The organism is Haloferax marinisediminis, assembly GCF_009674585.1.
In the GTDB taxonomy this organism is placed as follows: domain Archaea; phylum Halobacteriota; class Halobacteria; order Halobacteriales; family Haloferacaceae; genus Haloferax; species Haloferax marinisediminis.
Genome location: NZ_WKJP01000001.1, coordinates 1,621,437 through 1,633,424 on the forward strand (window position 1 = coordinate 1,621,437; position 11,988 = coordinate 1,633,424).

At 62.7% G+C, this 11,988-nt stretch carries 12 protein-coding genes; 10 read left to right on the forward strand and 2 right to left on the reverse strand.

The window, feature by feature from the left end:
- The first annotated feature begins 45 nt into the window (after nt 1-45).
- The 4 genes from GJR98_RS08435 to GJR98_RS08450 all read left to right on the forward strand — a co-directional run bounded on the left by GJR98_RS08435 (nt 46) and on the right by GJR98_RS08450 (nt 5,030).
- A complete protein-coding gene (locus GJR98_RS08435; RefSeq protein WP_151137306.1) occupies nt 46-1,398 on the forward strand; it encodes a ribonuclease J in 1,353 nt (450 codons plus the stop codon).
- Nucleotides 1,398-2,444 (forward strand): geranylfarnesyl diphosphate synthase, encoded by a 1,047-nt coding sequence (idsA3, locus tag GJR98_RS08440; RefSeq protein ID WP_151137308.1) that lies wholly within the window; start codon nt 1,398-1,400, stop codon nt 2,442-2,444. The genes GJR98_RS08435 and idsA3 overlap by 1 nt, the downstream gene beginning before the upstream one ends.
- Before the next feature lie 195 nt (nt 2,445-2,639).
- On the forward strand, nt 2,640-4,352 hold the full coding sequence (locus GJR98_RS08445; protein WP_151137310.1) for a glutamate--tRNA ligase: 1,713 nt from the start codon (nt 2,640-2,642) through the stop codon (nt 4,350-4,352).
- Between the two features lie 51 nt (nt 4,353-4,403).
- On the forward strand, nt 4,404-5,030 hold the full coding sequence (locus GJR98_RS08450) for a cyclase family protein (RefSeq protein WP_151137312.1): 627 nt from the start codon (nt 4,404-4,406) through the stop codon (nt 5,028-5,030).
- Between the two features lie 92 nt (nt 5,031-5,122).
- Here the strand turns inward: GJR98_RS08450 and GJR98_RS08455 are convergent, their stop codons facing one another.
- Complete coding sequence (locus GJR98_RS08455) at nt 5,123-5,602, reverse strand: DUF456 domain-containing protein (RefSeq protein WP_151137314.1); 480 nt, start codon at nt 5,600-5,602, stop codon at nt 5,123-5,125.
- A 103-nt stretch (nt 5,603-5,705) separates the two neighbouring features.
- On the opposite strand from GJR98_RS08455, the gene GJR98_RS08460 reads away from it, so the two are divergent.
- The 6 genes from GJR98_RS08460 to GJR98_RS08485 all read left to right on the forward strand — a co-directional run bounded on the left by GJR98_RS08460 (nt 5,706) and on the right by GJR98_RS08485 (nt 11,780).
- The gene (locus GJR98_RS08460) at nt 5,706-6,035 is read left to right on the forward strand and encodes a 4Fe-4S dicluster domain-containing protein (protein ID WP_058572090.1); all 330 of its coding nucleotides are present in this window, start codon (nt 5,706-5,708) and stop codon (nt 6,033-6,035) included.
- Nucleotides 6,036-6,179: 144 nt separating this feature from the next.
- Entirely contained in the window at nt 6,180-7,064 is an 885-nt protein-coding gene (locus tag GJR98_RS08465; protein WP_151137316.1) for an electron transfer flavoprotein subunit beta/FixA family protein, read from the forward strand.
- Nucleotides 7,057-8,802 carry an electron transfer flavoprotein subunit alpha/FixB family protein gene (locus GJR98_RS08470; RefSeq protein WP_151137318.1) on the forward strand — a complete coding sequence of 582 codons (1,746 nt, stop codon included), beginning with the start codon at nt 7,057-7,059 and terminating at the stop codon, nt 8,800-8,802. The genes GJR98_RS08465 and GJR98_RS08470 overlap by 8 nt, the downstream gene beginning before the upstream one ends.
- Entirely contained in the window at nt 8,799-10,463 is a 1,665-nt protein-coding gene (locus GJR98_RS08475) for an FAD-dependent monooxygenase (protein ID WP_151137320.1), read from the forward strand. The genes GJR98_RS08470 and GJR98_RS08475 overlap by 4 nt, the downstream gene beginning before the upstream one ends.
- Nucleotides 10,464-10,467: 4 nt before the next feature.
- On the forward strand, nt 10,468-10,908 hold the full coding sequence (locus tag GJR98_RS08480; protein ID WP_151137322.1) for a hypothetical protein: 441 nt from the start codon (nt 10,468-10,470) through the stop codon (nt 10,906-10,908).
- Nucleotides 10,909-11,045: 137 nt separating this feature from the next.
- Nucleotides 11,046-11,780, forward strand: coding sequence for a GNAT family N-acetyltransferase (locus tag GJR98_RS08485; RefSeq protein WP_151137324.1), 735 nt, complete (start codon nt 11,046-11,048; stop codon nt 11,778-11,780).
- Nucleotides 11,781-11,790: 10 nt separating this feature from the next.
- On the opposite strand, the gene GJR98_RS17475 is transcribed toward GJR98_RS08485, so the two are convergent.
- Complete coding sequence (locus GJR98_RS17475) at nt 11,791-11,955, reverse strand: hypothetical protein (protein WP_191965439.1); 165 nt, start codon at nt 11,953-11,955, stop codon at nt 11,791-11,793.
- Nucleotides 11,956-11,988: the final 33 nt, after the last annotated feature.

Here is an 11,988-nt window from a genome sequence, read left to right on the forward strand (position 1 = left end):
CGCCACCTCGTGGCTTTCGATGCTCGGAATATCGAGATTCAAACCATGGAAATCGAAATCGCAACCATAGGCGGATACGAAGAAGTCGGCCGTCAGATGACGGCCGTCCGTGCCGGAGACGACGTCGTCGTCTTCGACATGGGCCTCAACCTGTCGCAGGTCCTCATCCACGACAACGTTGAGACCGAAAAGATGCACAGCCTCGACCTCATCGATATGGGCGCCATCCCGGACGACCGTATCATGAGCGACCTCGAAGGTGACGTTCAGGCAATCGTGCCGACCCACGGCCACCTCGACCATATCGGTGCCATCTCCAAACTGGCACACCGCTACGACGCACCCATCGTCGCGACGCCGTTCACCATCGAACTGGTGAAACAGCAGATCGAGGGCGAGAACAAGTTCAACGTCAACAACGACCTCATCAAGATGAGCGCCGGTGAGACGATGTCTATCGGTGACTCCGGACAGGTCGACCTCGAGTTCGTCCACGTCACCCACTCCATCATCGACGCCATCAACCCGGTCCTCCACACGCCGGAAGGTGCCATCGTCTACGGTCTCGACAAGCGGATGGACCACTCGCCGGTCCTCGAAGACCCAATCGACATGAAGCGCTTCCGTGAGATTGGCCGCGAAGGAAACGGCGTCCTCGCCTACATCGAAGACTGTACGAACGCCGGCCGGAAGGGCCGCACGCCCTCCGAGTCCGTCGCACGTCGCCACCTCAAGGACGTCATGACCTCCGTCGAGGACTACGACGGCGGGATCGTCGCCACGACGTTCTCCTCTCACATCTCGCGTGTCTCCTCGCTCGTCGAGTTCGCAAACGACATCGGCCGCCAGCCTGTGCTCCTCGGTCGCTCGATGGAGAAGTACTCCGGCACCGCCGAGCGCCTCGGCTTCGTCGACCTGCCCGACGACCTCGGGATGTACGGTCACCGAAAGTCCGTCGACCGAACCTTCAAGCGCATCATGAAGGAGGGCAAGGAGAACTACCTGCCAATCGTCACGGGCCACCAGGGCGAACCACGCGCGATGCTCACCCGTATGGGCCGCGGCGAGACCCCGTACGAACTCGACGATGGCGACAAAGTCATCTTCTCTGCGCGGGTCATCCCGGAGCCGACCAACGAGGGACAGCGCTACCAGTCCGAGCGTCTCCTGCGCATGCAGGGCGCTCGCATCTACGACGACATCCACGTCTCCGGTCACCTTCGTGAGGAAGGGCACTACGAGATGCTGCAGGCGCTCCAGCCCCAGCACGTCATCCCGGCCCACCAGAACCTCAAAGGCTTCGCTCCGTACGTGGACCTCGCAGAGAGTCAGGGCTACGCCCTCGGCCGCGACGTCCACGTGACGCGGAACGGCAACATGATCCAACTGGTGGAGTGATGAGTTCGGACGCGACGGAACAGCGAGTGCTCGAGGCGATTCGTGAGCGACGCGAACTCGTCAACGAAGCGCTCGACGAGGACGTACCGATGGCCGAGCCAGAACGGCTCTACGAGGCCTCTCGGTACCTCCTGAAGGCCGGTGGGAAGCGACTCCGCCCGACAGTCTCGCTCTTGACGGCCGAGGCGCTCGCCGACGTCGAACCGATGTCGGAAGATTACCGCGCGTTCCCGACCCTCACGGGAGAGGCAATCGACGTGATGATTGCCGCCGTGAGCATCGAGGTCATCCAGTCGTTCACCCTCATCCACGACGACATCATGGACGACGACGACCTTCGACGCGGCGTTCCAGCAGTTCACAAAGAGTACGACACCGAGACCGCGATTCTCGCGGGCGACACGTTGTACGCGAAGGCGTTCGAACTGCTGACGAAGACGGGCGCGGACCCGGCGGCCGGCCTCGAAGCCGTCCGTCGTCTCGCCACCACCTGCACGCAAATCTGCGAAGGACAGGCGCTCGACATCGACTTCGAACGGCGAACCGAGGTTCTCCCCGACGAGTACCTCAGGATGGTCGAACTCAAGACGGCCGTCCTCTACGGAACCGCGGCCGCCATCCCGGCGGTCCTCATGGGTGCCGACGACGACGTCGTCGAAGCCCTCTACCAGTACGGCATCGAGTCCGGAAGCGCGTTCCAGATTCAAGACGACGTGCTCGACCTGACCGTGCCGTCAGAGAAACTGGGTAAGCAGCGAGGGTCTGACCTCGTCGAGAACAAGGAGACAGTCATCTTCCTGCACGCACGCCAGCAGGGTCTTGACGTGGACAACCTCGTCGATGCAGCGTCGGCCGAAGAACTCACCGAGGCCGACGTCGAGGCCGCCGTCGCGGAACTCGAAGCCGCCGGCAGCATCGACTACGCTCGTGAGATGGCCGAAGACCTCACCGAGCAGGCGAAAGCACGTCTCGATGTCCTCCCCGACAACGAGGCGCACGACTTGCTCCGCGACATCGCCGACTACCTCATCACCCGCGGGTACTGAGCGCCCCCGGCGTCGGCAGTCGTTTCTGTTGGACCTGCGGTCCGACACACCGTTTCTCACCGTCGCTCGTCTCTCCGAGCGCACCGCAACTGATATCCCTACAGGCGTGTTAACATTTCTCGTACCCCTGCCCGCGCGAGGACCCTTCCCCGCAATCCGGGCCTGTTTTTAGGCGCGCCGCGGAATCGGACGGTAATGGACGACGAGCTTCGAGAACGTATCGAGCGAGAGGCGGAGAAACACGCACTCCTCAACGCAGTTAAACACGACAGCGACGCCGACGTGGGTGCCATCATGGGCCCGCTGATGGGCGAGAATCCCGAGTTCCGACAGCACGGTGGCGAGATTCCGGGACTCATCGGTCCGGTCGTCGCGAACGTCAACCAGCTTTCGACGGACGAAAAACGCGAGCGACTCGAAGAACTCGCGCCCGACGAACTCGCAGAGATGGAAGCCGAAGAGGAAGAAGACGACTCACTGCTTCCCGAACTCCCGAACGTCGACGCCTACGACGAGGTTCGCATGCGCGCCGCGCCGAACCCCAACGGTCCGTGGCACCTCGGCCACGCCCGCATGCCCGCCGTCATCGGCACGTACAAAGACATGTACGACGGGTCGTTCATCGTCCGCTTCGACGACACCGACCCCGAGACGAAGCGTCCCGACCTGAGCGCGTACGACGCCATCCTCGAAGACATCGCATACCTCGGCTTCGAACCCGACGACGTGATTCGCGCCTCCGACCGCGTCGAGACCTACTACGACTACGCCCGCGAACTCATCGAGATGGGCGGCGCATACACCTGTTCGTGCTCCGGTGAGGAGTTCTCGAACCTGAAGAACAACGCCAAGCCGTGTCCACACCGCGACAAGGACGCAGAGACGACCCTCGACGAGTTCGAGGACATGGTCGCCGGCGAGTACTCCTCCGGCGAGATGGTCCTCCGCGTCAAGACCGACATCGAGCACAAGAACCCCGCGCTGCGTGACTGGGTCGCGTTCCGTATGATCGACACGCCCCACCCACGCGAAGAAGCCGAAGACTACCGCGCGTGGCCGATGCTCGACTTCCAGTCTGGCGTCGACGACCACCTCACGGGTGTCACGCACATCATCCGCGGCATCGACTTACAGGACTCCGCGAAGCGCCAGCAGTTCGTCTACGACTACTTCGGGTGGGACTACCCCGAAGTCATCCACTGGGGCCACGTGCAGGTCGACGACTACGACGTGAAGATGTCCACGTCGAGCATCAAGGAACTCATCGACGCGGGCGAACTCGACGGCTGGGACGACCCACGCGTGCCGACCATCAAGAGCCTCCGTCGCCGCGGCATCCGTGGACAGGCCATCGTCGATGCGATGGTCGGCCTCGGAACGTCCACCTCGAACGTCGACCTCTCGATGTCGACCATCTACGCGAACAACCGCGACCTCGTCGACGACGAGACGGACCGCTACTTCCTCGTCCGTGATGGACAGGAGTTCGCCGTCGAAGGCGGTCCAGACGTCGCGCACCCGCCGCTCCACCCGAGCTTCGAAGACCGCGGGACCCGCGACATCCCGGTCGGCGACAGCGTCCTCCTCGAATCGGGTGACGTGCCCGCCGAAAGTGACCGCGTCTGGCTCAAAGGCTTCGGTGCGGTCCGCCGCGAGGGCGACACGCTCGTCGCAACCGGTGACGACCTCGACGTGGTTCGTGAGGGCGAAGTCGACGTGATTCACTGGGCACCCACCGACGGCGTCTCGGTCCGAATGCGCACCATGGACGGCGACGTACTGGGCGTCGCAGAACCCGACTTCGGCGACGTCCCCGTGGACGAACTCGTCCAGTTCGAGCGCGTCGGATTCGTCCGCGTCGACGAGAAGGGCGACGACGAGACGCTCGTCTTCTTCGCCCACAAGTAACGCCACCCGAACACGAACACTCGTTTTACCGCCGCCCGCGTAGGACGCGGCGTGACCCTCGTAGACCTCACTCGACGTGTCGAGTCCGGGATGCCAACGTATCCCGGCGACCCACCCGTATCGGTCGAACCGCACGCCGAATTCGACACCGACGGCTACCGAGTCTCCCACCTCGAACTCGGGAGCCACACTGGCACCCACGTCGATGCGCCGGCACACACCGAACCGAACGGGCGAACGCTCGACACGTATTCAGTCGAGGACCTCCGCTTCACTGCCCACGTCGTCGAGTGCCGCCACATCGGGGCGAACGGATTCGTCACACCAGACGCGATTCCGTCCGAACTGTCCAAAGACGTCGATTTCCTCGTCTTCCGAACCGGGTGGGAAGACGAGTGGGGAACCGACCGCATGACCGACCATCCGGCGCTCGCGCCCGAAACTGGACGAGTGTGTGCCGACCGAGGAGTGTCGGTCGGAATCGACGCACTCAGTCCGGACCCGACCGGTGGTGACGGCATCCCGGTTCACCACGCAGTCCTCGGGTCCGGAAACGTCATCGTGGAGAACCTCTGTGGGTTGCAAGCGCTTCCGGCCGACCGTCCGGTCGACCTCTTCGTGATGCCGCTTCGGGTCGATGCCGACGGAGCACCGGCGCGAGCCGTGGCAGAAGTTTAAGTCGGAAGACGGGGGCAGTGGAGAAGGAAGGCGAGGCCAGTAGAGAGAAAAGACGGAGCCAGTGAAGCCAACAAGCTGCCGCGAATGGGCGCTCAGAGCGCCACGACGAGAACGAAGCCGACGAGAATCGAGGCCGTCAACAGGACTTGGACGGCAGACGACGCGAGGACGCCAATCGTCGTGTAGAGGGCGCGCCGACTGCTCTGTTCTGCGTCTTCGTGTTCGAGATACTCGATGACGAAGACGGTTCCAGCGACGCCGAGGACCAACCCGAGGGGACCGAAGACGAACAGTAAGATGAACCCAACGACGCCCGCGATAATCGACGTTCGCGTCGACGCGCCGCCAACTCGTGCAGCGATGACGCCGGCACCGTAGTCGGTGACGATGGCGATGACGCCGACGAGGAGGAGGCCGAAGAGCGCGAGCAGACTCGGCTCTGAGAATCCGGACGACCACCAGTAGACGAGGACCCCGATGACGGAGAGAATCGCCCCCGGGAGGAACGGAAGGATGCTCCCGGCGACGCCGAGGACGAGGAGGGCGAGTGCGAACCAGAAGAACAGGTCCATACCTCTCGTTGAACCCGGAACGTAATCACCTCACCGAGAACACACCGCCGACCAGATTCGGGGCATGATTTATTGCCTCGTCAACGGAATGATAACAAGAACCATGCCAATCGATCCGTCCTTCGAAGAGAACCGAGAGCGCGTCGACGACGGGAGTGGTGTCGCAGTCTGGGGGCCGACCGACCCACCCGAGAAGCTCGGAATTCACGGGACACACGTCGCCGTCGACTTCGATATCTGTCTCGCTGACGGTGCGTGTCTCGAAGACTGTCCTGTCGACGTGTTCACGTGGGTGGACACACCCGGTCACCCCGAGTCGGACATCAAAGCCGAGCCGACACACGAAGACCAGTGTATCGATTGCATGCTCTGTGTCGACGTCTGTCCGGTCGATGCCATCGACGTCGACCCCGGCCGAGCGGGACGCATCTAGCCTCGTCCGCACGTCGTCTCGCCCGTACTGACTCTCTCGCGTGCGAGCCGGACGCCGAGAGCGACGGCCCTCGCTGACTTTTCAAGCGGGTAGCACAAAAGATTATTATGAATCTGAGCTAGCACTAAGCAGAGAGTGTTCTCAATGCACATGGTGGTACTTACCAAAGGTGTCCCTGACTTTCGAGAGGGACAGGTATCGTTCGACGAAAACGGGCATCTAGAGCGGGGGAAGACGCCCACGGTGATGAACCCGAACGACAAGTTCGCACTGGAGGCGGCGCTCCAGACACGGGTTCGACACGGCGGCAACGTCAGTGTGATGAGCATGGGTCCGCCGGGGTACAAGGAAGTGCTCCAGGAGGCGATGGAGTCGGTGTACGCCGACGACCTGTATCTCATCTCTGACCGGGAGATGGCGGCGGCCGACACGTGGGCGACGGCGATTACGCTCAGTGCGGCCATCGAGAACCTCGACGAGATGCCGGATATCGTCTTTTCGGGGTTCAAGACGGCAGACGGGGAGACCGGTCACACCGGCCCCCAGACGAACTGGTGTCTCGACATGCCGCTCGTCACGCACGTCATCTCGCTCGACATCGACGAAGAAGAACGAGTTCTCCGAGCGAAACGACTCGTCGAGGGGGACATAGAAGAGATAGAGACGGTCGAAACCTCACTTCCGGCGTTCGTCGTCGCCGACCCGGAGTTCGTCCCCTCGTATCGGTCGGCCGGCGAGCGGCTCACGTTGAAGGACCTCCGCGCGGAGACTCAGCAACGTGCGCCTGACTTCGAGGACTATCTGACGGTGTGGGACCACACCGGCATCAACGTCGACCCAGACTACATCGGCCTCGACGGGTCACCGACCATCGTCTCGTCTGTCGACCCGATTCCGAAAGCGCCGGCAGAGCGTGAGGCGACGATGGTCGACCCGGCAGACACCGAGTCGATGACAGCCGTTCTGGAGGCGATGCAGTCGGCAGTCGGTGGCGACGCGTCGGCCGCGGAGGTGACTGGCGATGACTGAGTTCGACCCGGGTGAGTACGAGATCTCGGAACTCGGTCCCGCGCTCAAAGACATCGAAGACGTCGGCGAGTTAGAAGAGATTCTGCAGGCGGAACACCGCGGACAGAACCGCGCACCCGTCATCGCGCTCATCGAGAGTCGTATCGAGAAGTTCTCCGAAGACGACGACGAACCCGCAGACGCCGGGAGCCTCGACCTCGCGTCGATGAGTACGGCCGACGTGGGGAACGCGCTGCAAAACATCGACGAGGTAGACGACCTCGAAGCACTCCTCGAAGCAGAAGAGGCGGGCGAAGACCGGGGCGCAGTCAAACGCCTCATCAACAAGCGCATCGACTCCGTCCAGGGGAGTGACGAAGAGGTCACGGTCGCCGATGTCGACGAACGAACCGCCGAAGAGCGACATCCCGACCTCGACCACCCGACGCGCGACAAGCGTCACGTTCGCTCGCTCCACGGCGGCGTCTACGAAGACATGTGGGTCTACTGTGAGACGCAGGCGGGCGAACTCGTCGACGTCTCGAAAGAGATGCTCGGGAAGGCGCGCGAGTTGATGGACCAGTACAACGACGACTACGATGCAGACGAACGTGTCGTGGCCGTCCTCATCGGGTCCGACGTCTCGAAGCACGTCGACGACGTCATCGCCTACGGTGCCGACGTTGTCGTCGTCCGCGAAGACGAGCGACTCGAACGGTTCCAGCACAAGCCCTACACGGAGATATTCTGCGACATGGCCCGCGCGGGGGCGACTCACAACCGTGGCGAAGTGACGGATGGCCGTGACGAGGAGTGGCGCGAGTACGACAAACCGCGCTACACGGTGTTCCCGGCGACGAACAACGGCCGCGACCTCTCGGCACTCGTACAGGCCGAACTCGACTCCGGCCTCGCCAGCGACTGTTCTGGACTCTACATCACGAACGAAATCATCTCGAACCCCGTCAAGACCGGCGTCGCCGGCGAGAAAAAGGAGTTCGAGCGCGTGCTTCACATGAAGCGCCCGGACTTCTCCGGGTTCGAGTACTCGACGATTCTCTGTATCGACAACCCGACACGAGAGTTCCACCCACAGGGTGCATCGGTCATTCCGGGGAGTTTCGACATCCCCGAGGGTGACCCAGACCGCGAGGGTCTCGTCGTCGAACACGACGCGCCGCTCGACGACGACTGGTTCCGTATCTTTGTGACCGAGTGGGACCAGTTGGACGAAGGAATCGACCTGACCGGCCACGACGTCATCGTCGCCGTCGGCCGGGGTATCGGCGACGACCCGACGAAGGGTATCGAACTGGCGCTGGAACTCGCAAATCAGTTCGAAGACGCCGAAGTGGGTGTCACCCGCGGTATCGTCACGGGGTCGTTCCAGTTCGACGGCCACGTCGAACAGTACACCCACGAAGACAGACAGATTGGTGAGACCGGACAAATCGTCGCGCCCAAACTGTACATCGCGGCGGGCATCTCCGGCGCAGTGCAGCACAAAGTCGGCATGGACGAGTCGGACACGATTATCGCAATCAACACCGACCCGGACGCGCGCATTCGCGACTTCTCCGACTACTTCATCGAAGGCGACCTGTTCGACGTTCTCCCCCGACTGACGACGGCACTGAAAGAAGGACGATTCGAGGCGGCAGTTGCGAGTGATGGTGGTGAGCGAATCGAAGATTCGCGAGTCTCGTCAGACGGAACGTCTGACGGTGGCGTTGCCGGCGACCGAGGTGATTCCCAATGAGCGACTACGAACACTACGAAGCTATCGTCGTCGGGGCAGGCCCCGGCGGTGCGGCCGCAGCAGCGACGTTCGCTAACTACGGCATCGAGACGCTCGTCCTCGAACGCGGTGTCGAAGCCGGGTCGAAGAACGTCTCGGGAGGACTCATCTACGCAGAAGAGTCCGCACCGTACACCATCGACGACCTCTTCCCCGGATTCCGCGAAGAGGCGGCAGAACGGCCGATTACGAAGTACCACATCCACAACCTCGCCGGGGACAAGGTGGAGTCGTTCGACCTGACGAAACTCCACGAACACGACACCGAGTGGTCGGACTCCGTCCTCCGGCGGAAGATGGATTCGTGGCTCGAAGAGCGCGTCCACGAACGAACGCGCGAGACAGGTGGTGGCCTCTTGACTGGCGTCCACGTCACCGGCTTGCTCCGCGAGGAAGGGAAAATCGTCGGCGTCGAGTTGGACGAACTCGACCCGATAACGGCCGACGTCATCGTCGCCGCCGACGGGGTGAACTCCGAACTCGCTCGCGATGCGGGCTTGATGGACTGGGACGACCCCGAACAGTGGTTCCAGGGCGTCAAAGCCGTCGTCGACATGCCGAGCGACGTCATCGCCGACCGGTTCAACGTCGACGAAGACGAAGGCGTGGCGCACCTCTTCTCTGGCGACCTGTTCCAAGGTGTCCGCGGTGGCGGGTTCCTCTACACGAACCGCGAGACGCTGTCGCTGGGGACCGTCTTCCACCTCGACAGTCTCGTCGCCGAACAGGCCGAACCGCACGAACTCCTCGACGCCATGTTGACCCACCCGCTGCTCGGACAGTGGCTGGGTGACGACTACACGGAACTGGAGTACAGTGCGAAACTCGTCCCCGACTCGAAGAAGGTGGCACTGCGCGAACCGCACTTTGGCCGCTTGCTCGTCGTCGGCGACGCCGCCGGTCAGATGCAGGCCCAAGGGCCCATCATCAAGGGCATGAACCACGCGGTCACCGCAGGTGCGCTCGCTGCCGAGTCGTACGCACAGGCGAAGTCGCGAAACGAACCCGAGAAGGCGGGAGCGCGGTACGCCAAGAAACTCCGGTCCGAAGGTGTGATGCAGAAGCTTCGCCCGCGCGGGTACGAGATGTTCCGTGGCGTCACCGAAGACGACAGCGTCACCAACCTCACCGAATCCGTGCTGACGTCGTTCGTCGGTCGTGCCGGCATCCGGGCGCTGTCTGGGCAACTCGAACGCCTCTACAACGTCCCGGCGCTCTCGTCGATGATTCCGGACACGCAGACGCCGTACGTCACGCTCCCGACAGTCATCGCAGAGGAACTCGGGACACCGGTCCGCGAGCAGAGTTCGGTCACGCCGCCGAGTCTCGAAGAGCGCATCGGGAACCTGACCTACGACACCGACATCGGGACGCCACACATCACACTCCTCGACAACTCCTACGAGGCGAGTGGTGCCGCCGTGGCGGCCTGCCCGGTCTCCGCAGTCGACTTCGGTGGTGGCTGTTACCGCGAAGAACTCGTGCGGACGAACGGCTCCGAAGAGCGCGTCGTCAGCCTCGACACACAGCCCTGTGTCGAGTGTGGGACGTGTGCCGTCGTCGCCGACACCGAGTGGAGACACCCACGCGGCGACAAGGGTGTCGAGTTCAAGTGGGGATGAACACGTGACCGGGGACACTGCACAGTCAGGGTGGTCGGACGATACCGACCGCGTCGCTGAGAGCGAACGCGACCCAGAACACGTGCGGTTCGGAGAGCGCGTTCGGGAACTCGCGTCCGAGGCCCAACAGGCCCGCGAGCGCTTCGACCCCCCAGACGAATCGGCGGCAGACGAGCGAGCACTGGCGTGCGCCCGCGACGGTGTCGGCCCGGCCGTCTCGCTGTACATCGAAGCACGAACCGGTGGGCGAATGGTCGAGTTCACCCGCGAGGAGTTCCGACTCCTCCAGCGAGCGCTCAACGACTGGTTGGCGATGTACGCTCGGTGTTACGGCGTCGACCTCGACGCCGACTTCACCGTTCGAGAAGCGGCGGAAGTCCTTCTCAGAACTCACAACGTCGTCGACACGGCCCAACTGTTGACCTGCGTCCCCGCTCGGTACTGAGCGTTCGTCGTCTCAGTACCGAGCAGTCTCTCGATTATTGGCCCAGAATACCCCGCAGAGCGCCTAGCTAGACGAACGAGACGTTCTGGCAATTCATCACGAACAACTATTATTAACCATGCCTGTGATTGTGTACCATGGAAGTTACTGACAGTCTTAACTTCGGCCACAAAGACCGCAAGGACATCTACGAGTACATCGAGAGCCACGGGACCGTCAGAGAAGACGAGGTACGGCGAGCGCTCAACTTCGAACCCGCGGCCCTCGGTGCACACCTGACGATTCTGCGACGAGACGGCTACATCCGAAAAGTCGGAAAACACGTCGAAGTCGCGTACGCGCCCGAAAAAGAACAGACGGTCGAACTGGACGGGCTCGACGTGACGATTCGGATGGCCCAGAACGTCGACTTAGAGAGCCTCGTCGAGGCGATTCACGAAGTCGCCGACGAAGGCCGTTACATCGAAGCCGAGACTGTCGCGGACGTACTCGACCACGAAGAAGTCGTCCTCCGGCACAACGACGTCAGTTCCCGGATGGTGTTCGTCGCAACCGTCGACGAGAAACTGGCGGGGTGGGTCCACCTCGACCTGCCCGAAGCCGAGAAACTGAGTCACACCGCCGTCCTCACCGTCGGCACACGACCCGAGTACCGCGGCCACGGAATCGGGAGTCGCCTCCTCGAACAGGGTGTCGAGTGGGCGCGCGACCACGGGTTCGAGAAACTGTACAACAGCGTCCCGGCGACGAACGAGGGCGCCATCGAGTTCCTCGAAGCCCACGGGTGGGAGACCGAGGCGGTCCGTGAAGGCCACTACAAGATAGACGGTGAGTACGTCGACGAAGTGATGATGGCCGTCACGCTTCGGTGAGTCTCCGACACTACGACCAGTATTTTTCTGCGCCGTCGAGGGGTTCAGCGACGACGCCGTCTTGTTGAACGAGCGCTCTCGCGTGTGCCGTACAGACGTCTCTGTCAGCATCCCACGGAATGTAGAGTCTGACCGCGGCGACGCCGTCGCATCCGGATTCGCTACACTCGGCCATACCCGTCCATCGTCGTGGACGACTATCGATGTA

Bases quoted from the DNA above. Each gene is read 5' to 3' on its own strand.
- idsA3 (WP_151137308.1), top strand. From the start codon at position 1,398: ATGAGTTCGGACGCGACGGAACAGCGAGTGCTCGAGGCGATTCGTGAG.
- GJR98_RS08465 (WP_151137316.1), top strand. From the start codon at position 6,180: ATGCACATGGTGGTACTTACCAAAGGTGTCCCTGACTTTCGAGAGGGA.
- GJR98_RS08485 (WP_151137324.1), top strand. From the start codon at position 11,046: ATGGAAGTTACTGACAGTCTTAACTTCGGCCACAAAGACCGCAAGGAC.
- GJR98_RS17475 (WP_191965439.1), bottom strand. From the start codon at position 11,955: ATGGCCGAGTGTAGCGAATCCGGATGCGACGGCGTCGCCGCGGTCAGA.
- GJR98_RS08445 (WP_151137310.1), top strand. From the start codon at position 2,640: ATGGACGACGAGCTTCGAGAACGTATCGAGCGAGAGGCGGAGAAACAC.
- GJR98_RS08455 (WP_151137314.1), bottom strand. From the start codon at position 5,602: ATGGACCTGTTCTTCTGGTTCGCACTCGCCCTCCTCGTCCTCGGCGTC.
- GJR98_RS08460 (WP_058572090.1), top strand. From the start codon at position 5,706: ATGCCAATCGATCCGTCCTTCGAAGAGAACCGAGAGCGCGTCGACGAC.
- GJR98_RS08475 (WP_151137320.1), top strand. From the start codon at position 8,799: ATGAGCGACTACGAACACTACGAAGCTATCGTCGTCGGGGCAGGCCCC.
- GJR98_RS08435 (WP_151137306.1), top strand. From the start codon at position 46: ATGGAAATCGAAATCGCAACCATAGGCGGATACGAAGAAGTCGGCCGT.
- GJR98_RS08470 (WP_151137318.1), top strand. From the start codon at position 7,057: ATGACTGAGTTCGACCCGGGTGAGTACGAGATCTCGGAACTCGGTCCC.